19 protein-coding genes and 1 pseudogene are annotated in these 23049 nt (G+C 66.7%); 8 read left to right on the forward strand and 12 right to left on the reverse strand.

Annotated elements, in window-relative coordinates:
• Window positions 1-15 precede the first annotated feature (15 nt).
• A pseudogene (locus B3446_RS10525) lies at window positions 16-1214 on the forward strand (ABC transporter substrate-binding protein).
• Between the two features lie 23 nt (window positions 1215-1237).
• Window positions 1238-2044 (forward strand): SDR family oxidoreductase, encoded by an 807-nt coding sequence (locus tag B3446_RS10530; protein ID WP_291380753.1) that lies wholly within the window; start codon window positions 1238-1240, stop codon window positions 2042-2044.
• Window positions 2045-2061: 17 nt separating this feature from the next.
• On the opposite strand, the gene B3446_RS10535 is transcribed toward B3446_RS10530, so the two are convergent.
• Window positions 2062-2988: a LysR family transcriptional regulator gene (locus B3446_RS10535; RefSeq protein WP_291380755.1), complete on the reverse strand. Its 927-nt coding sequence runs from the start codon at window positions 2986-2988 to the stop codon at window positions 2062-2064.
• An 11-nt stretch (window positions 2989-2999) separates the two neighbouring features.
• Window positions 3000-4115 carry a DUF1254 domain-containing protein gene (locus B3446_RS10540; protein WP_291380757.1) on the reverse strand — a complete coding sequence of 372 codons (1116 nt, stop codon included), beginning with the start codon at window positions 4113-4115 and terminating at the stop codon, window positions 3000-3002.
• A 150-nt stretch (window positions 4116-4265) separates the two neighbouring features.
• On the opposite strand from B3446_RS10540, the gene B3446_RS10545 reads away from it, so the two are divergent.
• A complete protein-coding gene (locus B3446_RS10545) occupies window positions 4266-4862 on the forward strand; it encodes a hypothetical protein (RefSeq protein WP_291380759.1) in 597 nt (198 codons plus the stop codon).
• A gap of 7 nt (window positions 4863-4869) precedes the next feature.
• Here B3446_RS10545 and B3446_RS10550 read toward each other — a convergent pair whose 3' ends face one another.
• On the reverse strand, window positions 4870-5427 hold the full coding sequence (locus tag B3446_RS10550; protein WP_291380761.1) for an ureidoglycolate lyase: 558 nt from the start codon (window positions 5425-5427) through the stop codon (window positions 4870-4872).
• The gene (locus tag B3446_RS10555) at window positions 5424-5657 is read right to left on the reverse strand and encodes an Arm DNA-binding domain-containing protein (protein ID WP_191578654.1); all 234 of its coding nucleotides are present in this window, start codon (window positions 5655-5657) and stop codon (window positions 5424-5426) included. Before B3446_RS10555 ends, B3446_RS10550 begins: the two co-directional genes overlap by 4 nt.
• Before the next feature lie 104 nt (window positions 5658-5761).
• Between B3446_RS10555 and B3446_RS10560 the strand changes: the two genes are divergently transcribed.
• Window positions 5762-6142 carry a cupin domain-containing protein gene (locus tag B3446_RS10560; protein ID WP_175137962.1) on the forward strand — a complete coding sequence of 127 codons (381 nt, stop codon included), beginning with the start codon at window positions 5762-5764 and terminating at the stop codon, window positions 6140-6142.
• A 15-nt stretch (window positions 6143-6157) separates the two neighbouring features.
• Here the strand turns inward: B3446_RS10560 and B3446_RS10565 are convergent, their stop codons facing one another.
• Window positions 6158-7399: an MFS transporter gene (locus tag B3446_RS10565; RefSeq protein ID WP_291380764.1), complete on the reverse strand. Its 1242-nt coding sequence runs from the start codon at window positions 7397-7399 to the stop codon at window positions 6158-6160.
• A gap of 362 nt (window positions 7400-7761) precedes the next feature.
• Between B3446_RS10565 and B3446_RS10570 the strand changes: the two genes are divergently transcribed.
• The gene (locus B3446_RS10570; protein ID WP_291380766.1) at window positions 7762-10932 is read left to right on the forward strand and encodes a WG repeat-containing protein; all 3171 of its coding nucleotides are present in this window, start codon (window positions 7762-7764) and stop codon (window positions 10930-10932) included.
• Window positions 10933-10934: 2 nt separating this feature from the next.
• Window positions 10935-13847, forward strand: a complete 2913-nt coding sequence (locus tag B3446_RS10575) for a WG repeat-containing protein (protein WP_291380768.1) — start codon at window positions 10935-10937, stop codon at window positions 13845-13847.
• Here the strand turns inward: B3446_RS10575 and B3446_RS10580 are convergent.
• On the reverse strand, window positions 13841-14701 hold the full coding sequence (locus tag B3446_RS10580) for an isocitrate lyase/PEP mutase family protein (RefSeq protein ID WP_291380770.1): 861 nt from the start codon (window positions 14699-14701) through the stop codon (window positions 13841-13843). The genes B3446_RS10575 and B3446_RS10580 overlap by 7 nt on opposite strands.
• Window positions 14702-14807: 106 nt before the next feature.
• Here B3446_RS10580 and B3446_RS10585 point away from each other — a divergent pair, with 106 nt between their 5' ends.
• Window positions 14808-15689: a LysR family transcriptional regulator gene (locus B3446_RS10585; protein ID WP_291380772.1), complete on the forward strand. Its 882-nt coding sequence runs from the start codon at window positions 14808-14810 to the stop codon at window positions 15687-15689.
• Between the two features lie 229 nt (window positions 15690-15918).
• On the opposite strand, the gene B3446_RS10590 is transcribed toward B3446_RS10585, so the two are convergent.
• The 3 genes from B3446_RS10590 to B3446_RS10600 form a co-directional block, all read right to left on the reverse strand.
• On the reverse strand, window positions 15919-16734 hold the full coding sequence (locus B3446_RS10590; protein WP_291380774.1) for a siderophore-interacting protein: 816 nt from the start codon (window positions 16732-16734) through the stop codon (window positions 15919-15921).
• Between the two features lie 26 nt (window positions 16735-16760).
• Window positions 16761-17507 carry a PadR family transcriptional regulator gene (locus tag B3446_RS10595; RefSeq protein WP_291380776.1) on the reverse strand — a complete coding sequence of 249 codons (747 nt, stop codon included), beginning with the start codon at window positions 17505-17507 and terminating at the stop codon, window positions 16761-16763.
• Between the two features lie 111 nt (window positions 17508-17618).
• Window positions 17619-18491, reverse strand: coding sequence for a helix-turn-helix transcriptional regulator (locus B3446_RS10600; protein WP_291380778.1), 873 nt, complete (start codon window positions 18489-18491; stop codon window positions 17619-17621).
• Window positions 18492-18588: 97 nt separating this feature from the next.
• On the opposite strand from B3446_RS10600, the gene B3446_RS10605 reads away from it, so the two are divergent.
• The gene (locus B3446_RS10605; protein WP_291380780.1) at window positions 18589-20040 is read left to right on the forward strand and encodes an MFS transporter; all 1452 of its coding nucleotides are present in this window, start codon (window positions 18589-18591) and stop codon (window positions 20038-20040) included.
• Between the two features lie 24 nt (window positions 20041-20064).
• On the opposite strand, the gene proC is transcribed toward B3446_RS10605, so the two are convergent.
• The 3 genes from proC to B3446_RS10620 form a co-directional block, all read right to left on the reverse strand.
• Window positions 20065-20871, reverse strand: a complete 807-nt coding sequence (gene proC, locus B3446_RS10610) for a pyrroline-5-carboxylate reductase (protein WP_191579531.1) — start codon at window positions 20869-20871, stop codon at window positions 20065-20067.
• Between the two features lie 100 nt (window positions 20872-20971).
• Complete coding sequence (locus B3446_RS10615) at window positions 20972-21742, reverse strand: phytanoyl-CoA dioxygenase family protein (RefSeq protein ID WP_291380783.1); 771 nt, start codon at window positions 21740-21742, stop codon at window positions 20972-20974.
• 128 nt (window positions 21743-21870) lie between these two features.
• A complete protein-coding gene (locus B3446_RS10620) occupies window positions 21871-22983 on the reverse strand; it encodes an AI-2E family transporter (protein WP_175184818.1) in 1113 nt (370 codons plus the stop codon).
• Window positions 22984-23049: the final 66 nt, after the last annotated feature.

Below are 23049 nucleotides of genomic sequence, written 5' to 3' on the forward strand. Positions count from 1 at the left end.
GTGGGGAGACGAGACATGAAAAAAACGTTGCGTGCGGCGGCCTTGGCCGCGCTGTTGGGCATGACGGGCGCGGCCCAGGCCGATGACGGGGTCATCCGAATCGGATTCATCACGGATATGTCGGGGCTGTCGGCCGACGCCGATGGACCGGGCGGCGCCGAGGCGATCAAGATGGCGATCGCGGACCTGGGCGGTACCGTGGCGGGCAAGAAGGTCGAAGTGCTGGTCGCAGACCATCAGAACCGGGCGGATATCGCGTCGTCACGCGCCCGGGAATGGCTGGATCAGCGCGGCGTGAACATGCTGATCGCAGGCGCGAATTCTGCGGCAGCGCTGGCGATGGCGAAGGTGGCCGAGGAGAAGAAGACGCCGTTCTTCGTAGTGAGCGCGGGCGCGTCCGAGCTGACGAACTCGCAATGCACGCCCTATACCGTGCACTACGTGTACGACACGGTGTCGCTGGCGCGCGGCACGGCGCGCGCGATGATGAAGGAAGGCAACAAGGACTGGTTCTTCCTCACGGTGGACCATGCGTTTGGCCATGCGCTGGAGCGGGACGCATCGAAGGTGGTGCAGGACGACGGCGGCAACGCCAAGGGCCGGGTGCGGCATCCATTGAACACCGCCGATTTCTCGTCGTTCATTCTGCAGGCGCAGGCCTCGGGCGCGCAGGTGCTGGGCCTGGCCAATTCTGCCAGCGACACCAGCAATGCGGTCAAGGCGGCCAACGAGTTTGGCCTCACGCCCAAGATGAAGATTGCCGGCCTGCTGGTGCTGATCACCGATGTGCATGCGCTGGGCCTGCAAGCGGCGCAGAACATGTACCTGACCACGGCGTGGTACTGGGATCAGGACGACGCATCGCGCAAATGGGCGTCACGCTTCGAGTCCGTGATGAAGAAGAAGCCTTCCATGCTGCAAGCCGGCGACTATTCCGCGGCAACGACCTATCTGAAGGCGGTGGAAGCCACCAAGAGCACCGACGGCGACACCTCATGAAGTGGCTGAAGGCCAATCCGGTGAATGACTTCTTCGTCAAGGACGGCAAGATTCGCGCAGACGGACTGATGGTGCACGACATGTTCCTGATGCAGGTGAAGACGCCGGCGGAATCGAAGGCGCCGTGGGATTACTACAAGCTGGTGGCGCGGGTGCCGGGCGACCAGGTGTATACGTCGCCCGCGGAATCGACCTGCCGCTTGATGAAGCCCTGACCATGAACCGACCGGAAACCCCTATGCATACGCCCGCCGCGATCACCGCCCTGCCAGTTGACCTGTCCGGAAAGCGCGTCATCGTCACAGCCGGTGCGTCCGGCATCGGCGCCGCGCTGGCCGACGCCTTTGCGGAGCGCGGCGCCCGCGTGCATCTGTGCGACGTGGATGAACAAGCCTTGGCCGCGTGCCGCCATCCCTGCGCGCGCGCAGATGTGGGCAGCCGAGCCGAGATCGACCGCTACATGCAGACCGCGCTGTCGCATCTGGGCGGGCTTGACGTGCTCGTGAACAACGCCGGCATCGCGGGTCCGACGGTGGGCATTGCCGACATCACCGCGCAGGAGCTGGACGCGACGCTGGACATCAATCTGGCCTCGCAATTCCACACCGTGCGGCATGCGCTGCCGGCGCTGCGCGAGGCGGGCGGTGGCAGCATCATCAACATCAGTTCGGTGGCGGGCCGGATGGGCCTGCCCATGCGCACGCCGTATGCCGCCACCAAATGGGGCGTGGTGGGGCTCACAAGATCACTGGCGATGGAGCTGGGGCCGCTGAACATCCGGGTCAATGCGCTGCTGCCGGGACTGGTCGCCGGACCGCGCATCGAACGCGTGATTGCGGTCCGGGCGAAGAACATGGGCTTGTCGGTGGAGGAACAGACCCGGCTGGAGCTGTCGGTCGTCAGCCTGCGGCAGTTTGTGCGCGCGGCGGACATCGCGAACATGGCGTTATTTCTGGCCAGTCCGTTCGGGGCCATGGTCAGCGGCCAGGCAATCAGCATCGACGGCGATCTGCAATCGCTGCCGTGGCAGCCGCCGGCGCAATGACGGCGTGGCGATCGCCGCTACAGCAGCGCGATCGTCTCCGCATAAACGCCCTGCCGCCGCGCCTGCGCCGTGGACCTCAGGGCATCCATCAGCCGCCCGGTCAGCTCGTTGTTGCGGGACTCGGCGCGGGTGATGAGCAGGAAGTCGAACCACTGGCGCGAGGCGAGCGGCACCGCCACCAGATCCGGAAACGACGCCACGATATCGGACGCGGACAGCGCGTTCACCAGGCTGATGCCCCTGACCGCGCGCACCGTGCCCGGCAGCAGCGACATGTGCGCCTGCATGCCGGACCGCAGCAGCAGCGAGTCGGCGATGTCGCCCTGCGCCACCACATAGTCTGACCACAACGGCTTGACGTAGGTATCCTGGGGAATATCCAGCACCGAAATGGTCTTGCGTCCGGCCAGCGGGTGTTCCCGATGCGCGATCGCCATGACGTCCGCGCGCAGGAATGGCGTAAAGGTCAGCCGCGTGCTATCGCGGCCCACGGCGCCCAGGCCGAAGTCAGCGCGCATCGTCTCCACCGCGCTGATGACCTGCATCGACGATTCGACGTCGATGGAGAACGGCCGCGTACCGTTGATGTCCAGATAGCGGCGCACGGCGTCGGGCGCGTAACCCAGCGCCAACGCGGGCGACGAAGCGATGCGCAAGCCGCGCCCGCCGAATTGTTCGATGCTGTGCAGGGCCTCGTCGATGCGCACCAGTTCGTCCAGGACGAACTTGGCCTCGCTGTAGAGATACTGCCCCGCCTCCGTGGGACGCAGGGTCTTGTGTGATCTATCGAACAACTGGACGCCAGTCGCGCTTTCCAGGCGTGAGATCGCGTGGCTGATCGCCGGCTGCGTCAGGTGCATGGCCAACGCCGCCTGCCGCGTCGAGCCGGTCATGACCACGGCATAGAAAATCCGCAGATCGTGAATGTTGAAGTTGCGCTTCATGCGGTGCGCGCCTAACGCGTCGGGGCTTTGGGTGGCGCCTTCGGTGGCGCCTTGGCCGCGCTCATGCCGCCAAACGCAAACAGCCCCATCTGCGCGCCAGTCGCCCGCGTCAGGTAGTTGTTCTTGAGTGTGTCCCTGCCGCCGAACAGCGCGTCGGTGTTGGCGCCCTGCGCCGCGCGGTTCTTGTCGATGTCGTTCTGTCCGTCGTGCATGCCCTCTTGCAGCGCGCGCCGCAAGGCTGGGTTCAACGACGCGGTGTCGTAGTTATCGCCGGGCCGCAGGCCCAGGCTGGCCATGCGCTCGCGCAGCATCGTCTCGGACTTGTGCGCGGGCGCGAACCGCAGCAGGAAGGCGAGCTCGTCGTAGAACTCGAGCGACGAATACATCTGCGCGCGCGGTACGGGCGCCATCCATTCAATCTTGGCGGGCGCCGCAGGCGCGGAACGGTTGCGGAACGCCGACAGGGGCTGGACCTTGAAGCGAGACTGGATGCGCTTGGCGTTGTCCTGGTCGGCGGGATTGAAGCGCTGCGTGCGGGCGACCACCGTGGCCAGGTCCGTCTCGGCGCGGATCACCTTGGTGATGCCCGCGGGTGTCTTGCCTTTCCAGGACGGCCCCGCCACCAGGAAAACGCCGCCGCCCAGGCCACGCGAACCCAGGTCGCCGATATGGTGCATATACAGATCCATCACCTGCAACGAGGCGTCGCGCTGCTTTTCCACGCGAGGCACGGTGACGACGACGGGTTCGGCGCGCAAGTCCAGGGCCGCGTACGAATACAGATAGGCGGGATCCAGCCCAGCCGCCGCAGCGGCTGCAGTGCCCATCGGGTTGATGGTGTTCAGCGGGCCTTTGTATTGCGCGCCGTTCTTGTCGATGCTGTACGCATACATGGCCTGGTAACTGGCGACCATGGGCGCGCCGTACAGGTACGATTCGCGGGCGATGCTGCGCGCCTGTTGCGCCGAGACGCCTTCAATGCCGACCCACTGCGAGCCGGAAGCGGCGTCGGGCGATCTGAAGGTGCAGCCGGCCATGGCGCCCGCCAATGCGATGGCGGCAACGAGACCGATGAACGGACGGCAGGTGGCGCGGCGAAATGCGGTGCTAATCTGGCGGTGGCGCATTCAGGGCTCCGGCATGACGGGATGGCGCAGGCGCCCGGTGGTGGCGGCGTGTAATGCGCCAGGCTCGAATTCCGGGGGATTCTGGCATATTTCCCCCGCATATCAAAGAATCGGCGCACCTTGCCGATGCAACAGGAACGACACAGCAGCATGGCAGCGCAAGACCCCAGCACGACCGGCCCGGACGGAGAGGCTTTCAACATTCGCGCGGCGTCGTACTTCGTGCTGCAGGCCGAGCACCCTTGCGCGGCCTGCAGCAAACTGACGCGCGTGGCGGCGCTGGCCGTGCCCCCAGGTCATGAAAGCACCGAGGGTGAACTGGAACTGGATGAAGACGACGCAGACAGCCCCGGCCTGGATCCGCAGGCGTTTCAGGACTGGCTGTTTGGGCCGGCGCAATGGCAGGCGATACCGGGCCCGGCGATGATCTCGTCGACCCGGGCGCTCGCCCCCGAGGTGGCGCAGGCCCTGCGCACGATTGCGCCGTTCTATCGCGAAAACCCGCCCCGATCTGGCGAATGGTCCAACTTTTGCGAGCATTGCGACCAGCCTATCTGGGACGGCGCGCTGTACCCGACGCCGGGCCAAGCCTTCTGCCCTCAGGATGCCGACGCGGCAGCGCGGATATCAGCGCTGCGAGTCGACGCACCGTTCGCCGCTTTCTTCGGCATGTGCTGGACCGACAGCTACCGCAACAAATGGCCCCTGTTCGCGAGGCTGGGGTACGAATGCAGCGAAGCGGAATGAGCCTGCCTCAGGCGCTCTGCAGCAGATCCTGAGGCACTTCCAGTTGATGCGCCGGAATGGCGGTGATGGCGCTTTCGGTGGCGTTCGCGTCAGTGGTGAGATGCTGGATCAGATCAACCGTGGTGGAGCGCCGCGTCAGCATCATGCAGGTCACCTCGTCGCCCGCCACGCGGGTGGCGTGCCAGCAGCCCGGCCGCATGCACACGCCCTGGCCCTGCGCCACATGAAAGGCCGCAAGCGTGGACAGGTCAGGCGAGCCGTCAGCGGCGCTGCGCGCCACGATCTGGATGATGCTGCCGGTCAGCGGAACGATCGCCTGCTGCGTCAGCAGGTGTTTTTCCAGGCTGGCGACCTCGAAGGATTGGCTGCGGTAATTGACCCACAGCAGTTGCGCGTCGCCACCGGCGCCGGTGTTGAACTGGTGTTCGTGCCAGAAGTCGGTGACCGGGTGCGTGTACAGTGGGACGCCGTTGCCGTCCGGCATGGGCTTGCCCAGCATCCACCCGTAGGCGTTGAAGGCATCAGGCGACAGATCTTGGATTTCAAGCTGCGTGTTGCTCGTCATGCGGGACCCTGTGATGGCTTAACGCCGCGTTTGGGGAATTCGGCGTCGTAGTCGAAGTCCCCGCGCGCAATGGCCTCCAGAATGGCAACGCGCCGGTCGGCAGCGCGCTTGAGGTTGGCGGCGGTGGGCTTGACCCGGATACGCTCGACACAATGCCGGCCGTCAAAGAAGAAACCAATCTCGATGGACGATTCGGACGCGGGGCGCACCCCTTCGAATCCCTTGTTCATCGCATGCTCTCCCTGTTGCCGATGGCAGACATGATAAACGCAACGATGTGACACGCCGCTCGCTGACATACACTGCCCTGATCCCCACCCTGAGGACGCGCAACATGGCCATCGACCTGACGTCGCACTATGTGTACCTGGACGCCTCCGGCGCCGCCGCCACCGTGACGGGCGGCGACGAATTCTGGTCCCAATCCCCGGTAGACCTCGAGCAATACGGGCGCGGCTGGCTGGTGTCCGAATACGAGTTCGCCGCGGACTGGCCGCAATGGGAGATGCACCCCGGCGCCGACGAGATCGTGCGACTGATGGCCGGCGCGGCCGAGCTGCACCTGGAATGGCCCACCGGCATTCAGGTGGTGAAGATGTTGGCAGGCGACGCCTACGTCATCCCCAAGGGCGCATGGCACACGGTCAAGGTCATGGAGCCTTGCCGCATGCTGCACATCACCATGGGCGCGGGCACGCAGCACCGGCTGGCGTAGCCGCGTCCCCGCTGGTTATCCCACCGCGCCCGCTGGCCGCGCGCGCTGGATCTCGCGGTCGTCGATCGGCCAGTGCAAGGCGGCCGACAGCACGCCCAGCGCCATCGCGCCCAGCCAGATCAGGTCATAGGATCGCGTGGCCTCGAACACCACGCCGCCCAGCCACACCCCCAGGAACGAGCCGACCTGGTGGCCAAAGAACACGAAGCCAAAGAGCGTCGTGATGTAGCGCACGCCGAACACCTGCGATATGAGGCCGTTGGTGAGCGGCACCGTGCCCAGCCACACAAACCCCATCACCGCCGCGAACGCATAGACCGACCATGTGGATAGCGGCACAAGCACAAAGAGTGCAATGGCCGCGGTCCGCACCAGGTAGATGCCCGCGAGCAGATACTTGCGCCGATGATGCGCGCCGAGGATGCCGCAGACATACGTGCCCATGACGTTGGTGAGCGCAATGATGGCCAGCGCCGCCACCGCGTCCGACGCGCGCAGGCCCTTGTCCATCAGGTAGGCGGGCAAGTGCGTGCCGATGAAAGCAAGCTGGAAACCGCACGCCAGAAATCCCAGATTCAGCAGCCAGAAACCGGGGCGTGTGAAGGCCTCGCGGATGGCATCTGTCAGCGACAGGTTCGCATCGGGCGCGGCCGCATCGCGCACCCTGTTCGCGGGCTCGCGCAGCGGAAACGCCAGCGGCAGCAAGATCATCAACACCACCGCGAACACCAGCAACGCCGCGACCCAGCCCCAGCCGCCGATCAGCCATTGGGCCGCAGGCACCATCGTGAACTGTCCCAGGCCGCCGACCGCCCCCGCCACGCCCAACGCCCAGCTCCGGCGCTCCGGCGGCACCAGACGGCTGAGCGCGCCGTAGATGGCCGCGAACGCCGTGCCGGACAGCGCGATCCCGATGCACACGCCCGCCGTCCACATGAAGCCCGCGGGCGTCGTGGCGTGCGCCATGCCGGCAAGGCCCAACGCGTAGAACACCAGTCCGCCGGCAATCACCTTGGCCGAGCCATAGCGGTCGGCAATCATGCCGGTGAAGGGCTGCACGATGCCCCACGTCAGGTTTTGCACGGCCAACGCGATGGCGAAGGTCTCACGGCTCCAGCCCCGGTCCATCGTGACGGGCAGGAGAAACAGGCCCTGCACATGGCGCACGCCCAGGGCAAGGCCCATGACGACGCCGCCGGCGAGGACCAGCAGCCAAAGCTGGGATGCGTCCAGGGAAGGTTTTTGGGGGGTGGACATGGCGAACCTCTTGCAGGAAACGTCGCCCCCGTCCGGGCGGGCAGTGGATGTATTACAGAACTGGCGCGCGGGCGATTCAACCGATTAATTTTTGTCCGCTGCATGCGCGGGGGGAATGTGTCCTGGCGAGAACCAATCCGTCCGGAACTGGAAGTCGACCCTAGTGAGGAAAATGTATCTTCGCAGCAGGTGACATCTGAATATGCCCGACTTGCGAACCGTTAGATGAAATTAGCCGCATTTCAGGCCAAAGGGCCGGCGATGTTAACGCTTCGTCTGCAATAGTTACATCTGCCGATCCGTCCCCGGGTACCCCTGGTTACAGTGCTGCCTTCCCAATTATTCGGCAGGCATCGAATCATGTGGCACGCCCGGTCTGGCTCTTTCATTTCCGCGGTCTTGCGCCGCGCCTGCAAGCCATGACGGCGGCGCCCTTCTTCAAGCCCTTGGCGCTGGTTGTGACGCTGGCCGGGATGACGCTGCTGGCGCCGGGCAACGCGCAGGCGCGGCCCGACTGGACGCAGCAGTGCTCCTACAGCAGCTACGGCGAAGGCGCGGGGACCATGTGTCATCAGCCCTACCAGGAAGGTCTGGCCGCGGTGCTCGTGGGCACCGCCGATGGCGAATCCGCGGCGTGGGGCTACATCGACAAGCAGGGCGTGATGTCGATCACGCCTGCGTATTCGGACGCCCGATCCTTCCAGAATGGCCTCGCCGCCGTCAGCCAGGATGAACGCTGGGGTTACATCGACAAGCGTGGACGCTGGGTCATCGAACCGCGCTTTTCGGAAGCCACGGGCTTTAATGCCGAAGGCACGGCGCTGGCCGAGGAAGACGGCCGGGATGTGCTGATCGACCGCCAGGGCCAGGTCGTGAAGACGTTTCCGCTGGGTACGCGCACCGGCGGGTTCCAGCCCGGCCAGAAGCTCGCGGCGATGGAGATCCCGACGCCGCCGCGCCTTTTCAACACCGCAACCGGAAAACCAGCCACGCTGCCCGACGGCGTGATGGCACTGGCCGAACCGACGGGCGACTATCTGCCGGCGCAATCGCGCGACTCGCGCTACGGCGGCTGGTGGGGGCTGCTGGACCAAAGCGGCGCATGGGCGATCAGCCCGCAGGTGCTGCGCTCGCTCGCCCCGCCGGTGCGCGATGGCGACGTGCTGGCTGTGAACCGCGAACGCGCCTGGGAATTTGTGGATGCGCGCGGCGAGCCGTTATCTGAACAGCGCTACGAACGCGTCGAATTGCTGGCGCCGGGCGTTTGGCTGGCGCGGCACGACAAGGGCGGTTCGGTGCTGTTGGACGGCAAGCTTGAACCCCTGCACGCGTTCAAGAGCGACTATCTGGGCGTGCAGCGCCGCGACGGCTGGGGCTTTGCGGCCGAACCCGGCATGACGCTGCTGATCGATCCCGCAGGCAGCGTGCAACTGCTCGCCCTGCGCAACGGCGACGTCAAGATTCATCAGGGACGCGCGTGGGTGTATGGCGTGCCTGTCTCTTCGGCAGGCACGACGGGCGCCGGCATGGACGCCGTCCGTGACGACATGAGCGCGGAAGACGAGGCCGCGGCGGCGGCGGCGGGTGCAGCCGTGCAGGCCGCGTCGCAAGCGGAGACCGCAGCCGCGTTCCAGGATCCGCCGGTCGCAGCTGAGGCCGCGGACGCGGCGCAAGAGGCGACCTACGCGGACGCAGCCCCAACCCCCGCAACGCCGTCAGAAGCGACCGCAGACGCTGCCATGGACGCTGCCATGGACGCCGCCAGCGACACCGCTACCGCAGCCGCCGACGCCGTGCAAAGCAGCGTCAACGCCGTCGCGGACGACGAGACGCTGCATCAGATCTACAACCCCGATGGCCTGGGCATCCTTGACGAAACCACCGTCGCCAAGCTGCGCGGCTACGACGTCAGCGAGTTCCACTACGCGCGCGCGTCCGCCGCCGATGCCGCTGCGCCGCTGGCACTCCTGCGTCCCAGCGAATATGACCAGCCGCTCGGCATCCTGACGGCGGCGGGCGATATCGTCACGAACCCTGACTGGGCAAACATCGACACCTACGACGTCACGCTGCCGATCGTGGCGCGCTCAAAGGCCGATCGAGCCGGCGCGGTTGGCGCTATCGGCGCGGACGGCAGGTGGGCCATCGAGCCCCAGTACAGCGAAATGCGCCCCTTCAAAGGCCCCTACACCTGGGCCCGCACGAAGGACATGCTGCGCGGCGATGCGCTGCTCATCGATACCCGCGGGCAGACGGTGGCGGTTCCGGCCAACGTGCTGGACGACGCATCGCGCCTCGACGGCGAACTGCTGCAATATCGCGCGGTGAACGAAAACCGCCAGCGCCGCATGGGCCTGTGGAATGTGCGCAAGGGTGCGCCCGTGCTCAAGCCGGCCTTCGATGAAGTCCAGGAGTTCGAGGACGATTGGGCCAAGGTGCGGGACAAGAATCGCTGGGGCGTGGTCAACCGCGAGGGGCAGTGGGTGGTGCCTGCCCGCTACGACGGCGCCTACGACCTGGAATACCTGGGCAACGGCATGATGCTGGCCGAAGCGCCCGAAGACACGCGCAAGCGCGGCGGCTACACCGAACGCGCCTATCGCGTCATCAACCTGCGCACCGGCAAGGCAAGCGAGCCGGTAGTAGGCAAACCGCAGAAGCTGAAGGATGGACGTTTTCTTGGCGAACTGGCCGACGCGAGCGCGGTGTTGTTCGACGCGCAAGGCGGCGCGATTCGTGTCTCCGACGGCCGTCCCGAAGACAAACAGCAGTACGGCGACTGGCTCTACATCAAGTTCGACGAGCGCGAAGGCGCCATCGACGCGCGCGGCAACATGAAGGTGCCGGCGCGCTATGGAGAATTCAATCCGTTCTTCACCCAGCCCGAAGGCCTGGCGCGCGCCAACAGCGGCGCGGGCTATCGCGTGATCGACCAGACCGGCAAGACGATGCTGGAAAAATGGGGCGATGGCATGCCGCTGGCTTCGATGCAGCGCGTGGTATTCAACGACGACGAGGGCTCGTCCAGCATCCTGGTGGACCTGCAAGGACGCGAAATCGCGCGTCTGCCGGGCCGCCACGCCGTCGACTATGACAAAGCCAGCGAAGGCGTCGTGCCTTACAGCGATGGCGACAACAAGTACGGCTTTATCGACGCAAACGGCAAGCGCGTCGTGGGCGCGCACTTCAATCAGCTTGGCCCCCTGAAGGACGGCCTGGCGCGGGCCCGCCGCCTGGAACGCACCGGCAAGTTGTTCGGGTACGTCGACCTGACCGGACGCTATGCGATTGCGCCGGCGTTCACCTGGGCCGACAGCTTCCACGAAGGCCGCGCGCTGGTCCGCCGCAATCGGCTGATCGAGTACATCGATACCAAGGGCAACACGACCGCGCTGTTCGGCGTGTTGTGCGACACCATGGTGATCGTGGATGCGCAGGACCAGCAGAGCTGGCCGCCCCAGAAGCTCACCTGCCCCGAGGCCACCGGCGTCAAACCGCCCGTCGCCGAGACCGCCAACGCCAACGCAGAATGATCATGACGTCACGCGTGCTACGAACCACCCGCATCGCCTGCGCCCTCGCCGCGCTGGGCGTGTCCCTATCCGCGCAGGCGCAGTCCGGCCCTGCGCAGCCGGCCTACATTCAGACTGGCCACCTCTATTGCCTGAGCGAAGCCAACTATCAAGCGTATCCGGCAGCCGACGACATTTCCTCGCGCAACCCCTTCGGCAACGGCTGCATCCGGGACCTGCACGACGGCCGCGCCGCGGTGCTGCTGCCGTCCGCCATCGAGAGCATCGACCGCGTACCTCGCGACAGCTCGCTGCGCCGCCACGCATGGGGCTTTCTCAACCAGAACGGCCGCGTCGCGATCGAACCGATCTTCGAGGCGGTTGGCGACTTCCGCCACGGGCTGGCCGCGGTGCGTTGGCAAGGCAAGTGGGGTTTCATCGACCGCAATGGCCGCATGGCCATTCCGCCCCGCTTCGACGCGGTGCAGGACTTTGTCGAGGTCGGACTGGCAGTTGTGACGCTGGACGGCAAACCGCTGCTGATCGATCGCCAGGGCAATCCTGCGGGCGAACCGTTCGAAGACGTGGTGCGCGCGGTGCGCCTGTACGACGGCGTGCCCGCGCGCGCCACGGTCCAGTACAAAGAGGAGTACCGCTCGGCCAAGGGCGAGCGGCGCTACGGCGGAACCGGCGTCGTGATCACGCGGCCGCTGGGCGACAAGGGCCTGTACATCGCCACCAATGGCCAGTCCAAGTACGGCGTGGTCGACAAGGACTGGAACTGGGTCGTGGAACCGGTGCTGGACGACATCTACGCGCAGGACAGCGGCAACCTGGCCACCGGCTATGGCCCTGAAGGTTCGGTGCTGGTGACGGGGGACGGCAAACTGATCGGCGCGGACCAGCAATACGAAAGCATGAACCCCGTGGGCAAGGCTTTCTACAGCGCAGCGCTGCCGCGCCGCGCGGGCTTTGCGGTGCTGGACCGCGACGGCGCGGTGATCGCGACGCTGACGGACGCGGAAGGCCAGGCATCCCAACGCTTTGCCGACACCATCGTGTACCCGTCCGGAGAAAACCTCGTGGCGCTTGTGCCGGGGCGCCCGCAGCCCTTGACGCTGGGCAAGGGCCTGTCGGCCGGCGACGAACGCGAAGGCTATGTGTTGTTCGTGGACGGCTCTAGCCGCACCGCAGGCGTGCTGACGCCGACGGGCGCGTGGGTGCACGGCGACGCGGCGCCCGCGTGGCTGGCAGACGCCCGCCGCATGGAAACGCGCGAAGGCAATCTGTGGCTGTCCGACGCGCAAGGCGCGCTGCTCAATGTGCTGGACAAGAACGGCGAGGCGCTCCTCAAGCCCGAGATAGTGAAGACGCTTCAGAACCAGCAGCTCCAGTCACTGCCGGCCGGCGTGCCTGGCGCGCCGCTGGGCCTGCTGGGTCAAAGCCACTGCCACTGCGACGATGTCCAGGTGGGACTGCTGCTGGCCGACGGCAGCACGGTCACCGATCCGTCGTGGACCGCCGTGACGCCACTGGACGACGCCGGCGACGGCGCCGATCTCACGGCGGACCGGTTGCGCTATGCGGCCGAGACGGCCGACGGCATGGTGCTGCTGGATGCACGCGGCAAGCCGCTGGACCTGCCCGCGCAGCAGCACATCGGTATGTTCCGCCAGGGCTACGCGCAGGTGTATGGCGACGGCGTGGTACGCATGATCGACCGTGCCGGCAAGACGTTCGAACTGCCCGAGAACTTCGATACGCAGGTCGTCGCCCCGGGCGTGGTGCGCTTTTTGAAGACAGCGGCCGACGGCGCGCCGTGGGGCCTGTACGACTTCGTCGCCGGCAAGGAGCTGGCCGCGCCGGCGTTCCGCAGCATCGGCGAGTTCCAGAATGGCCAGGCCGTCGCTTCGCTGGGCACGGGGCGCGTCGGCGTCATCGACCTGCAGGGGCGGTGGATCCTGCCGGCCAGCCATCAAGGCGCGGAACGCGTGAACGACACGCTGTGGCGCGTGACGCAGCCGGGCAAGCAAGAGAACGAATACGAACGTCCCGCCGCGGTCTTCAACACCAAGGGCAAGGCGCTGACCGCGTTCATGCGCGCCTTGCAGGTGGGCGATTTTGGAGACGGCTCGGTCAGCGCGGGCAATAGCGAGCGCCGCTGGATCATCTCGCCGGACGGCGAGGACGCGCTGGACATGAAGGACGCCGACTACGTCCGCCTGGGTGACTGGATGGAGATCCGCCGCGCCGACCGTCAGGGTTACCTGAACGCCAAGGGCGCCTGGCAGATCGCGCCATCGTCCCGTATCGGCACCGCATTCCAGGGCGCGCCGGCGCGCGCGCTGGCAGCGGACGCGGCCGGCACGCACGTGATGGACGCCAACGGCAAGATCCTGGCGACCCTGCCCAAGGGCGAGTGGAGCTGGCCGTCGCGTTCCGACCTGCTGATCCGCCACTACTCGGCGGACCGCGGCACCATGACGGACTACACCGATCTCTCGGGCAAGACCCGGGTGACGGTCGAAGGCTTTGGGTCCGCGTTTTCGGAAGGACGCGCCGTGACGCAGCTGTCCGGCGGCGGCGTGCGTTGGGTGGACGCCAAGGGTGCGCTGACGGGACCGGCTTTCGACGCGCTGGGTCCGATGCGCGAAGGCCTGGCGCCCGCGAGCGAAGACCGCAGCTACGGCTACGTGAACGTCCAGGGCCAGTTCGCCATTCCAGCCGAGTTCCGGGCCTTGTCGGGCTTTACGGACCAACGCGCGGTGGTGTCCACGGAAGACGATTCGCGCATCATCGACCACGCCGGCCAGATGCTGGCGCAGGTGAAGATGCAATGCGGCATCCGCACGCTGTACGGCGCGGCCGGCCAACGGCTGTGGCCGCTGCGGATGCCGCACGGCTGCAATCGCACGGCGGCATCTCGCGCCTACTGAGCGTCCAGCGCCAGATAACGGCGGGTCTGCACGATCTCTTCGCGCTCCGCGAAGCTGGTCAGGCGGTCCGCCAGCGCGCTGCTGTCGCCTGTCTGCCGGATGGCCTGGAGCGTGGCCTGCATCGCGTGGATCGCCGCGCGCTGCAGGTCCGATGGGATGATCGCCAGGCGATAGCCCATCGCGGCCAGATCCGGCAGCGGCACCAGCGGCGTCTTGCCGCCGTAGAACATGTTGATGAGTTTCAGGCCCGGCAACCGTTCGGCAATGGCGCGAATCTGCGCCAGCGTTTCAGGCGCCTCGACGAAGATCATGTCGGCGCCGGCCTTCAGGTACAGCTCGGCGCGTGCGATGGCGGCGTCAAAGCCCTCGACCGCGATGGCGTCCGTGCGCGCGATGACCAGCGTGTCCGCGTCGGCAAGCGTCTGGCGCGCGATGTGGACCTTGCGGGCCATCTCGCCGGCGTCCACCAGGCTCTTGTCGTCCAGGTGGCCGCAGCGCTTGGGAAAGGACTGGTCTTCGATATGGAACGCGGCCACGCCCGCGCGCTCCAGCGTACGGACCGTGCGCTCCACATTGGCCGATCCCCCGAAGCCCGTATCCGCATCCGCCACCACGGGCAGGCCGCTGGCCTCGACGATCTTTTCCACGCGGTCCATGACCTCGGTGAAGCTGAGCAGACCGATGTCCGGATAGCCGGCGGCGCGCGCAATCGCGCCGCCGCTGGCGTACACCGCTGCAAATCCGGCCGCGGCGACCAGGCGGGCCGACAGGCCGTCGTACGCGCCGGGCGCCACCACGATGCTGTCGGAAAGGTGTTGGCGCAGTCGCGCGCCGGGGGATGGATTGGCAGTCATGATGGGCGCTCCTTCATTTCGGGGATCTGATGACTGCATGATCGGCGCGCGCCATTAGAATGTCCAATATATTGAAAATCGCATCTCAGTACTTTTTGGATATCAAATGGAACTGCGTCATCTGCGCTATTTCGTTGTCACTGCCGAAGCCCAGCATTTCACGCGCGCGGCCGAACTGCTGAACATGGCACAGCCGCCGCTCAGCCAGCAGATCCGCCAGCTTGAACAGGAAGTCGGCACGCCGCTGTTTGACCGCATGGGCCGCGGCGTGGCGCTGAACGACGCGGGACGCGCATTCCTGGCGTGCGCCCAGGACATCCTGCAACGCGCGGACGCCGCAGTGCGCACGGCCCAGCGCGCCGCGCGCGGCGAGGTCGGTGAACTGACATTGGGGTTTACCGAATCAGCGTCCTTCAATGGCGTGGTGACCGAGCTGATCCGGCAATATCGCGAGCGCTATCCGGAGGTCGAGATGACGCTATCTCAGGGAGATAGTGAAACACTGGTGGCGCAGTTGCGCGATGGCACGATCGACGCCGCGTTCGTGCGTCCGCCCTTCGCGCTGGACGGCGGGTTGGCGTTCACGCAGTTGGTCGAGGAGCCGCTGGTGGTGGCGCTGCCGCTGGGTCATGCGCTGGCGCGCCGCAAGCGCCTCGCCCCCGCGGACCTGCAGCACGAAACCTTCATTCTGTATTCGCGCAAATCGGGCTATGGACTCAGCGCGGACATCATGGCGGCGTACCGGCAGCACGGGATGAATCCACGCATCGGGCAACAAGCGCCGCAGTTGTCGTCGGCGGTGAATCTGGTGGCGGCAGGCATGGGCGTGGCCATCGTGCCGGCGTCGCTGCGTCACCTGCGGCCGGATGGCGTGGTGTATCGGCCGTTCGCGCTGGAATGGCCGCGCGCCGTGCTCGGGTTGGCTTTGCGCGACACGGCGGGTGGACGGGCAGCGAATCTGCTGGCGCTGGCGCAGACCGCCAAATAGCCCTGACGCGGCGTGGGCGATGGCGCCATGATCGATGGCTACGTCGGCGGCGCGCCGTTGCGCCACACCGTTGCGCCACACCGTTGTGTGTCACCGATGCGTGGCACGGTTGCGTAGCACCGTTGCGTGGCACGGTTGCGTAGCACCGTTGCGCGTTGCCGTTGCGTGGCGCGCTTAGTGGCGCGCCTTATTGAGGCGCCCTACTTGCAGCGCCCTTGTCGTGACGTGCTCAATCGTCGTGCGATTCATGCACGGCAACCGCGCCGCGCTTCCAATAGCTGGCCGCGCGAATGCGGCTCTTGTCGATGCCGTGCTGCGCCACCATGATTTCGCGCACGGCTTTTGCCGTGGCCGATTCGGCCGCCACCCACACATAGCCTTCGCCTGGCGGCAACGCCAGTTCGCGCGCCGCTTCCAGCAGCAGCGTGCTGTAGCCCGGCGCCGTTCCGTTGCGATGCAGCCAGCGCACCGACGCCTTGGCGGCCGTTTGCAGCGGGATTTCGTTGGACGCCGCCGGCACTTCGATCAGCACCTGCGCCTGCGCCGAGGCCGGCAGTTCGTCCAGCCGCCGTGCGATGGCGGGCAATGCGGTCTCGTCGCCGATCAGCACATGCCAGTCGAATGCCGTCGGCACCACAAACGAACCACGCGGCCCGCCGACGCCCAGTTGCTGACCTGGCGTGGCTTGTTCGGCCCACGTCGACGCAGGGCCGTCGCCGTGCAGCACGAATTCGATTTCCAATTCCTGGCGCGCCGTATCAAAGCGGCGCGGCGTGTAATCGCGCGCCGCGGGCCGGGTCACGCCATCGGGAAACTTGATGCCGTCGGGCCCGGCCGTGGGCAGCACGAGCGGCTGCGAGGGATCGGCGGGAAAGAAGATCTTCACGTGGTCGTCGAATGACGCGGACACGAAGTCCTGCAGATCTTCGCCCGTGAAGGTGATGCGCGCCAGCAGGCCGGCAATGCGCTCGACGCGCGTGACGGTCAGCGTGCGCATCTTGAGGGTGTGGCGCACACGCGCCACGGTCAGGTCGCTTTGAGTCATGAAAACTCCAGTGGGGTGGGACGGGATCACGCGCCGGATTTGCCGGTGATCTCGTCGGTCGCACGCGCCAGGATGGCCGCGATGCGTCGTTGTTCTGCGGGCGAGGCGTCGGTGCTGTCCAGAAGCGCGCGCTTGAGCGCCTGACGCGCCTCCACGAACTCGGGCAGCCAGCCGGTGCGGGCGTCCTCGCCCTCCGGGCCCGTGGTGCGCGGCTGGCCGCTCCAGGCCTGGCGCATGTAGTCCATCTTGCGCGCCACATGCTTGAGCTTGTTGAACATCAGCGTCAGGCGGTCGCGGTTGGCATCCAGATGCGCCTTGCCCGGTTCCGCCAGGTGATAACGCTTCTTGGCGCCCTCTTGCTCGACGGTGGCGTAGCCCAGCTCTTCCAGATACGTCAGCGCGGGGTAGACCATGCCGGGGCTGGGCGTGTAGAAACCGTTGCTGAGCGCGCCGAGTGCCTTGATGAGTTCGTAGCCGTGGCTGGGGTTTTGTTCCAGCAAGCCGAGCAGCATCAGTTGCAGATCGTCGCTGGAGACTTTGCGGCTGCGAGTGAAGCCGCGCCCGTCGCTGCCGAAGCCGTCGGCGTCGCCGCGGCCGTCGGGGGCACCGGAAACCCAGTCGCCACCCGCACTGGCGTGTCGCTGGTGGTGATGGTGGGGGTGGTGATGACGCGGGTGGTGACTGTGACCGTAGTGATGGCCGTCGTGATGGTGGCCGAAATGACCGTGGTGACGGCCGTGATGGGTGTGGTTGCGGGAAGCATCTTGGGGCATGAGTAGCTCTTACGATATGTCTTACGATAGCTCGTACGATATACCCGTCGTATCGTAGGCGTCAACTCCGCGCAGCCGACACCTCTCCCAACGCCCCGGAGACGGTCTACTTCACCGATCCTCCGACACCGCCAGACCGCCCCGAACCCACCGCGCAAAGTCCTCCGCCTTGGGTTCATCCGGCGCGGGTGCATAGACCACCAACCGCAGGTGGCGGCTTTCGTCGACACTCAAGGTGGCGTGCTCGAAGGCGATATTGCCCAGCGATTCCACGTGCAGCGTACGCAGGCCCATGCACGAGCCATGCACGTCGTGCTCGCGCCACCAGGACTGGAAGTCGGGCGACACGCGTTCCAGTTCATTGACCAGCTCGGCAATGTCGGACACGCCCGCAGCGCTGGCGAAATCGCGCCGGAACGAGGACAGCATGCGAGGCGCCTGCGCCGTCCAGTCCACAAAGCGTTCACGCATCGCGGGATCGACGAACAGCATCCAGAGGAGGTTGCGCCGGCCCGGCGCCTGCCCGGAAAAATTGAACACCTTGTCCGCCGCGGCGTTCCAGACCACCACGTCCCAACGCAGGTTCAGGATGTAGGCGGGCCGCGTGGGGAGGTCATCCATCAAGCGGCGAACCTGCGCGGGCACGGTGCACCACGTGCGGCCCGTCTCGGCCGGCGGGCGCTGGTGCGCCAGCAGATACAGGTGGCGGCGCTCGGCGTCGTCCAGCCGCAGCACGCGCGCCAGGTTTTCGAGAAAACTGGCCGACACGCTGATGTTGCGCCCCTGTTCAAACCACGTGTACCAAGCGAGTCCAACGCCTGCCAGCGCCGCCACTTCCTCGCGACGCAACCCCGGCGTGCGGCGGCGGCGGCCGGGCGGAAGTCCCAGGTCGGCGGGAGTGAGCCGTTCCCGGCGCAGGCGCAGGAACTCGGACAGGTCTGCGCGGGTGCGATCCAGACGGCGCGAAATGGCGGGTTCAGTCATGACAGGGTTGCACGTAGTAATAGCATAAACAGCTAAATTGTATAAGGCTAAAGGTCCGCCCAGAATAGCGCCGATCCTGACTTTTTTGGACGCTTTCATGTCGACCACTACCCTTTCAGCCACGCCATCGGCCGCCCCTGCCGACCCCGCTTCACCGCGTCTCGGCAAACTCGGCCTGGCGGTGTTGCTATCGGGCGGCTTCATCACGATCTTCGACCTGTTCGTCGTGAACGTGGCCATCCCCAGCATGCAGGCCACGCTGTCGGCCAGCTTCGCGCAGATCAACTTCATCATCGCCGCCTATGAACTGGCGTATGGCGTGCTGCTCATCGCGGGCAGCCGGTTGGGCGACCGCCATGGCAGGCGACGGCTGTTCATGCTGGGCATGGCAGGCTTTGCGCTGGCGTCCGCGCTGTGCGGACTGGCGCCCACGCCAAACACGCTGATCGCCGCGCGCATCCTGCAGGGCGCGGCGGCAGCCCTGCTGTTTCCGCAGGTGTACGCGCTGATCCGCGTCAGCTTCGAGGGGCATGCGCGGCGCCGGGCGTTTGGGCTGCTGGGTATGACGCTGGGGCTGGCCGCCATCGCCGGGCAAGTGCTGGGCGGATGGATCGTCCATGCGGATCTGTTCGGGCTGGCGTGGCGCGCCATCTTTCTGATCAATCTGCCGCTGGGGCTGCTGGCGTGCTGGCTCGCCCGGCACATCCCGGAATCCGCCGAGCGCTCGGGCGCGGCGATGGACTGGCCCGGCGCCGCGCTTGTGGGGCTGGGATTGGCGTTGCTGTTGCTGGCGTTGATCGAGGGCCCCGCCCAGAACTGGCCCGCCTGGACGCTCGCCTGCGGCGGGGCATCGGTGGTTGCACTGGCAGCGTTCGTGCGGCTGCAGCGCCGGATCGCCGCGCGCGGCGGCGTGCCGCTGGTGGACATGGCCTTGCTGGCGCAGCCACGCTTTGCAGCGGAGTGCCTCGTCGTAATGCTGGTGTTCTCCACCGCCAGCGCCATGTTTCTTTGCTACGCGTTGCTGGTGCAGACGGGCTTTGGCCTAGATGCGTTGACGGCCGGCATGATCTTCGCGCCCGCGAGCGTCGGATTTGTGGCGGGATCGATGATGGCGCCAAGATTGGTCGCCCGGTACGGCACGCGGGCGATCGCGCTGGCCGCACTGCTGTACGGCGGGGCGACGGCGGCGCTGATGATGCAGACCGGCATCGCCGGCGCCAGCCTGTCGCCGTGGACGTTGCTGCCTGCGCTGGTGTGGCTGGGCGCGGCGCAAGGCGCGGTCAACACGCCGCTGGTCAATCTGGCGATGGGGCTGGTCGAAGACCGCCAGGCCGGCATGGCGGCGGGCGTGGTGTCGACCTTGCAGCAGGTGGGCGCCGCGTTGGGTGTGTCGGCGGCCGGCATGCTGTATGGCGGTGCGCTGGAGGCTTACGCGGACGCCAGCGCAGCAGAGCGCCATGCGCAGGCGTTCGCGTCGGCCATGCAGTTCAATGTCGCGGCCATCGTGATTGCAGCCGTCTTGCTGTGGCGGCTGGGCCGTCATCGCTGACGGCCCGTTGCCGCGCCCGGGCCTTTACCCCGCCGACAACTCGCGGGCGCGCTGCTGCGCCTTGTGCACGGCCTCGGTGATGGCCTGGGCAACGCCCGCCTGCTGCATGTGCGACAGCGCGGCGTAGGTGGTACCGCCCTTGGAGGTGACGCGGTCCTGCAGTTCGGTCAACGGCACGTCTTCGCTGGCGGCCAGTTCCGCCGCGCCGCGGAAGGCGGCGACGGCCAGCCGGCGCGCGTCCGCGGGCGCAAAGCCCAATTCGACGGCGCCCTTTTCCAGCGCCGCCATGAAATGGAACACGTAACCGGGGCCGCTGCCCGTCACCGCAGTGACGGCGTCGATCATGGCTTCGGATTCGGTCCAGATGCGTTCGCCGACCGCCGCGAACAGCGCATCGACCTGATCGCGCTGGGCCTGCTCGCAAGCCGGCGTGGCGAAGAGGCCGGTCATGCCCAGGCCCACCTTGGCCGGCGTGTTGGGCATGGCGCGAACGATGCGCGCGTGCCCGCCCAGCCATTCCGACAACGCAGCCAGTTCGACGCCCGCCGCGATGCTGACCACCGTGGCATCGGCAGGCAGATGCTGCCGGACCTGGCCGCAGGCTTCGCGCAGCACTTGCGGTTTGGTGGCCAGCACACACAGGGCGGCGTCGCCGATGTCGGCACTGACGCTTTCCTGGCAGGGCAAGCCGCGTGCGACCAGCGCCTCGCGCGTCGGCGCGTAGGGTTCGATCACCAGAAAATCGGTCAACGCCCGGCCCTGGCCGATCAGTCCGTCGATGATGGCGGAGGCCATATTGCCGCCGCCGATGAAGACAATTTTTTCACGCATGTTGCTTCAGTTCCGAAGTAAGGATTGCGGACCGGACCGGCATGGGTGCGTTGCCGGCGCGCGGATCATTGATGCGACAGTCTACGGGCATTCCGGGGCGTCACGCCCCTGCCAGCGGCACGCCCGCCTGCGACGACGACCGGGTGCCCGGCAGCGGATGGCAGGACTCGGGGTGGTAGGTATGAACCACCGACAGCTTCACACGGTCGCTGCTGTTGCCCTGCGCGGCGTGCAAGGTGCGGCAGTGAAAGAACACCACATCGCCCGCCTGCAGTTCCGGACAGACGGCGCGCGCGATCCAGTCGGCGTTCTGCGGCACGTCCTCGCGGAAGAATTTCTTGTCGTCGAACTGGTCTGGCGCGAACGCCGCCGCGTGCGAGCCGGGAATGAACGACAGCCCGCCATTGGCGCGCGTCTCCGGACCCAGGGCTAGCCAACAGGACACCAGATCCGTGTCCGAGAAAGACCAATAGCGGATGTCCTGATGCCAGCCCGTCAGGCTGCCGTACGCAGGGTGCTTGGTCATCACGCAGTTGTGGTGCACGGTGGACAGCACGGGCGTCTCGTTGAAATAACGCTTCAGCCACTGCCCAATGCGCGGATCGGTGGCCCATTGGGCAAACAGGGGGTCGCGCGCGTAGGCGTTGAGCAGGCGGCGCACGGTCAATCCGCCTTCTGCCGCGCGCGATTGCGGCGCGCCGGGATAGCGCAGGTCGGCTTCGTATTCGATGGGTGCGACGTGATCGCGCAAATGGCGTTCGGCCAGCGCACGCAGCGCGGCAACCTGCTCGGGGTTGGCGAACTGACGCGCCACCACAAAGCCCTGCTCGCGCAGGACGGCTATCTGATCATCAGGCAATAACCCGGACATCTTGATCCTCACAGCCCGCGGCGTAGGCGGCGCGTCTGCGGGCGGGCAGGCGCGCACCGGGCAAGGCGCCGGTCACGCGGGATGGCTAGATTACCAAATGGCAAGGCCGCCGGCCCGCTGGCGCGTCCTTAGCCCGCTGGCGTCTTCTCGGGGCGGACCGGCGGCGGGGTCAGCCGGGCGGCGTCGCGCTCCTGGACCTCGTGGTGGACCCATTCGCGCCAGACCGCCACCAGCAGCGCCATCAGCACCGGCCCCACGAACAATCCCACGATACCCATGGTCTTCACGCCGCCCACCAGACCGAAGAAGGTCGGCAGGAACGGCAGCTTGACGGGGCCGCCCACCAGGCGCGGGCGCAGGGTTTTGTCGACGATGAAGAGTTCGACGCTGCCCCAGACCATCAGCGCAATGCCCGCGACCACATGGCCCGAGCCCACCAGATACAGCGACACCAGCGTGAACGACAACGGCGCGCCACCGGGAATCAGCGCCATGAAGCCGGTGACCACGCCCAACAGCACGGGCGACGGCACACCCGCGACCCAGTAGGCGATACCCAGCACCACGCCTTCGCCCAACGCGATCAGGCCCATGCCGGTGACGGTGGAATTGATGGTGGCCGGGACCACGCGCGAAAAGCGCTGCCAGCGCGCGGGCAGAATGCGCTCGCCCAGCACGTCCAGCTGCGCAACCATGCGGATGCCGTCCTTGTAGACGAAGAACAGCGTGATCAGCATGAAGAGAACGGTCAGCAGCAACTGGAACACGTTGCCCGTGGCGGCCAGCGCCATGCGGTAGATGTTGCCCAGGTGTTCGCCGCTGACGGCTTCGACCAGCGCGCCCAGCGCGTGGGGCTGGCCGATATAGGATTGCCAGTACTGTCCCAGGCGATCGCCCACTACCGGCAGGGACGAAATCCACGCAGGCACGTCCACGCCGTGGCGATTGGCCGCGATGGCCCAGGCGACAAAAGCGCTGGCTTCCTTGATGGCGTAGGACAGGGCCAGCGACAACGGGACAATCAGCACCACGATGACGACCAGCAGCGCCAGCGACGCGGCAACCGCCGTGCGGCCACCGCAACGGACGACGAGGCGTTGGTACAGGGGCCAGCTGGCCAGGCCGATGATCAGCGCCGCCAGGGCCGGAACCAGGAATCCGCTAAGAAAGTAAACCCCCGCCAACAGCACAAGCAGCAACAGCCAACGGGCGATCAGGTAGGCGGGTAGAACAGGCTGCATAGCGGATCGACTGTAAGGGCGTTGTAGGCTTTGACTGTCGGACTATACAGACGTTTCATGCAATAC

The sequence above is a fragment of the Achromobacter sp. UBA5777 genome (genome assembly GCF_002418565.1).
Taxonomy (GTDB): domain Bacteria; phylum Pseudomonadota; class Gammaproteobacteria; order Burkholderiales; family Burkholderiaceae_B; genus Achromobacter; species Achromobacter animicus.

Bases quoted from the DNA above. Each gene is read 5' to 3' on its own strand.
- B3446_RS10530 (WP_291380753.1), top strand. From the start codon at position 1,238: ATGCATACGCCCGCCGCGATCACCGCCCTGCCAGTTGACCTGTCCGGA.
- B3446_RS10535 (WP_291380755.1), bottom strand. From the start codon at position 2,988: ATGAAGCGCAACTTCAACATTCACGATCTGCGGATTTTCTATGCCGTG.
- B3446_RS10540 (WP_291380757.1), bottom strand. From the start codon at position 4,115: ATGCGCCACCGCCAGATTAGCACCGCATTTCGCCGCGCCACCTGCCGT.
- B3446_RS10545 (WP_291380759.1), top strand. From the start codon at position 4,266: ATGGCAGCGCAAGACCCCAGCACGACCGGCCCGGACGGAGAGGCTTTC.
- B3446_RS10550 (WP_291380761.1), bottom strand. From the start codon at position 5,427: ATGACGAGCAACACGCAGCTTGAAATCCAAGATCTGTCGCCTGATGCC.
- B3446_RS10555 (WP_191578654.1), bottom strand. From the start codon at position 5,657: ATGAACAAGGGATTCGAAGGGGTGCGCCCCGCGTCCGAATCGTCCATC.
- B3446_RS10560 (WP_175137962.1), top strand. From the start codon at position 5,762: ATGGCCATCGACCTGACGTCGCACTATGTGTACCTGGACGCCTCCGGC.
- B3446_RS10565 (WP_291380764.1), bottom strand. From the start codon at position 7,399: ATGTCCACCCCCCAAAAACCTTCCCTGGACGCATCCCAGCTTTGGCTG.
- B3446_RS10575 (WP_291380768.1), top strand. From the start codon at position 10,935: ATGACGTCACGCGTGCTACGAACCACCCGCATCGCCTGCGCCCTCGCC.
- B3446_RS10580 (WP_291380770.1), bottom strand. From the start codon at position 14,701: ATGACTGCCAATCCATCCCCCGGCGCGCGACTGCGCCAACACCTTTCC.
- B3446_RS10585 (WP_291380772.1), top strand. From the start codon at position 14,808: ATGGAACTGCGTCATCTGCGCTATTTCGTTGTCACTGCCGAAGCCCAG.
- B3446_RS10590 (WP_291380774.1), bottom strand. From the start codon at position 16,734: ATGACTCAAAGCGACCTGACCGTGGCGCGTGTGCGCCACACCCTCAAG.
- B3446_RS10595 (WP_291380776.1), bottom strand. From the start codon at position 17,507: ATGCCCCAAGATGCTTCCCGCAACCACACCCATCACGGCCGTCACCAC.
- B3446_RS10600 (WP_291380778.1), bottom strand. From the start codon at position 18,491: ATGACTGAACCCGCCATTTCGCGCCGTCTGGATCGCACCCGCGCAGAC.
- B3446_RS10605 (WP_291380780.1), top strand. From the start codon at position 18,589: ATGTCGACCACTACCCTTTCAGCCACGCCATCGGCCGCCCCTGCCGAC.
- proC (WP_191579531.1), bottom strand. From the start codon at position 20,871: ATGCGTGAAAAAATTGTCTTCATCGGCGGCGGCAATATGGCCTCCGCC.
- B3446_RS10615 (WP_291380783.1), bottom strand. From the start codon at position 21,742: ATGTCCGGGTTATTGCCTGATGATCAGATAGCCGTCCTGCGCGAGCAG.
- B3446_RS10620 (WP_175184818.1), bottom strand. From the start codon at position 22,983: ATGCAGCCTGTTCTACCCGCCTACCTGATCGCCCGTTGGCTGTTGCTG.